The sequence below is a fragment of the Mycobacterium simiae genome (assembly GCF_008370645.1).
Classification (GTDB): Bacteria; Actinomycetota; Actinomycetes; order Mycobacteriales; family Mycobacteriaceae; genus Mycobacterium; species Mycobacterium simiae_A.
On record NZ_VTZN01000344.1, the window covers coordinates 1 to 2,105 of the forward strand.

General features: G+C 67.2%; 3 protein-coding genes. 1 reads left to right on the plus strand and 2 read right to left on the minus strand.

From position 1 onward, the window contains the following. Both F0Q45_RS25585 and F0Q45_RS25590 read right to left on the minus strand, forming a co-directional pair. Positions 1-264 (minus strand): NAD(P)H-binding protein (locus F0Q45_RS25585; protein WP_149656536.1); only part of this gene is annotated, 264 nt, incomplete at its 3' end. Further along, the gene (locus tag F0Q45_RS25590; protein ID WP_149656537.1) at positions 261-767 is read right to left on the minus strand and encodes a nuclear transport factor 2 family protein; all 507 of its coding nucleotides are present in this window, start codon (positions 765-767) and stop codon (positions 261-263) included. The genes F0Q45_RS25590 and F0Q45_RS25585, both read right to left, overlap by 4 nt. Before the next feature lie 563 nt (positions 768-1,330). Between F0Q45_RS25590 and F0Q45_RS25595 the strand changes: the two genes are divergently transcribed. Continuing rightward, on the plus strand, positions 1,331-2,105 hold a 775-nt coding region (locus F0Q45_RS25595; protein ID WP_149656538.1), incomplete at its 3' end, for a PE family protein.

The window sequence follows — 2,105 nt, forward strand, 5'->3', positions numbered from 1 at the left end:
CAGCGGCGAGGGGTCGCGTAACCAGGCCCGGGTGTCGACAACGCAGTAGTACACGTCATCGCAGCCGTCCATCGCCTCCCGGACCGTTGCGGTGTCGAAGACGTCGCCGTGGCAGCGGCTGAGCCGCAGGTCGTCGATGCTGCGGGTGTTCGCGCCGTGGCGCACCATAGCCCGTACGTTTGCTCCGGCCTCGACGAGTTGACGGGTCACATGCGAGCCCAAGAATCCGTTGGCGCCGATCACCAATTTGGGTTCGCTACTCATGTCCGGCCCCCATGCTGTTGCATCCAACGCGCCGCGTCCGCGTCAAGAGTGCCCAGTTGTTGCGCCTTACGGCACCACTTCAGCCCCGCCCGCCGAAAGCGCAGCGGGTTGTAGATGTCCTCTTGGCGGCACCACCGGCCGTCGCCGGCATAGGTGATGATCGAGATGTTGGTCGCGCTGATCACGCTGCCGTCGCCGGGATCACGCATCGGGTTGTCCAACTCCATGATGACGCGCCCGGTGGGCTCGTCGATCACCGACCACAACGACGGAAACGCCACCATGTGACTGCCCGGGAAGGTCGTCATCGTGTGCTGAATCCAGGCGCGCACCTGCTCGCGGCCGTGCATGGTCCCGGCCGCATGCTCGATGTACTCGACGTCCGGGGTGTACTGCTTGACCCAGGCGTCCCAATCGCGTGATGCGGCCGCCCTGGCCACAGTCCGCTCGAATTCTTCGAAAGCTTTGGCCAGTTCGTCGCGGTTGAATACCGGGCCGGTCACTCTTGCTCCTCAGGTAACCCAGGCAAGGCGTGGCTCACGCCGTCTTTTCGTTCCGTCGCTGTGCCAATGGGCCAGCCTATCCGGTGCGGTCAACCCCGCGCCCGCCGTATTAGTTGGTGACATCCGCGGCTAACCCAGCCAGCGGACACCGGGTCCAACATCCGCGGAGAGCCTTAACCAGTTTCGCCCCCGACGCTGGCAGGCACGTGCGACGGCGGTCATCCGACGGCCGCGTCCCAGCAAAGCCGAATGGTCGACTTAGCCGACCAACCTCCTACCTGCGCGTTCAGCGACGAGAAGGCAGCTACGCCGCAGCCGGGAATTCACCCGGCGGTGGCCCTTCGGGCAGTTAAAGCAGGGTCAAAACCCGCCTACCGCCACCAACGATGTATAGCCCGAAGGTCGCTTGCTCACGCGCACCGCGCCACCCAGTTTGGTCCTCCCGCTGAAAACGAGGGCGCCTGGTAGGCCAGTGTGCTGCACTTGTAGTCAGCGTATCCACTCAGTAGGTCGACGGTGATCGAACACCAGCCGGTCTCGTCGGATTCGTTGGGAGGAATCACATGTCGTTTGTGATCGCGTTGCCGGACTTACTGGCAACTGCAGCAACGGATTTGGCCGAACTAGGCTCGACGCTCAGCGCCGCTAGCACCACCGCCGCGGCGCCGACGACGGCATTGCTGGCCGCCGCCGAGGATGAGGTGTCGGCGGCTATCACCGCGCTGTTTGCGGCACACGGCCAGGCCTACCAAGCGGCCAGCGCGCAAGCGGCGGCGTTTCATGCGCAGTTTGTGCAGGCCATGACTGCCGGTGCCAGGTCCTACGCTCTAGCCGAGGCCGCCACCGCCGCCTCCTTGTCCAATCCGCTGCAGACCGCCCAACAAGACCTACTGAACGCAATCAATGGTCCCGTCCTGGCGCTGACCGGGCGTCCGCTGATCGGCAACGGTGCCAACGGGGCGCCGGGCACGGGGCACGACGGTGCGCCAGGAGGGTGGTTACTTGGTGACGGCGGGGCAGGCGGCGCCGGCGGCGCCGGCCAGAAAGGCGGTAACGGCGGGGCTGCCGGGCTTTTGGGCACCGGCGGCGCGGGCGGCGCGGGTGGCGGCGCTGGTGCTCTTGGCGACACCGCTGGTGCTGGCGGAGCCGGCGGGGCAGGCGGTTTGCTGTCCGGCAACGGTGGTGTCGGCGGTGTCGGTGGGTTCGGCCATACCTCGGCGGCCGGTGGCGCCGGTGGTGCCGGTGGGGCAGGCGGGCTGTTGGGCGCTGGCGGCAACGGCGGGGCCGGCGGATTCGGTGCCAGTGGGAATGGAGGGGGTGTCGGCGGGGCCGGCGGGA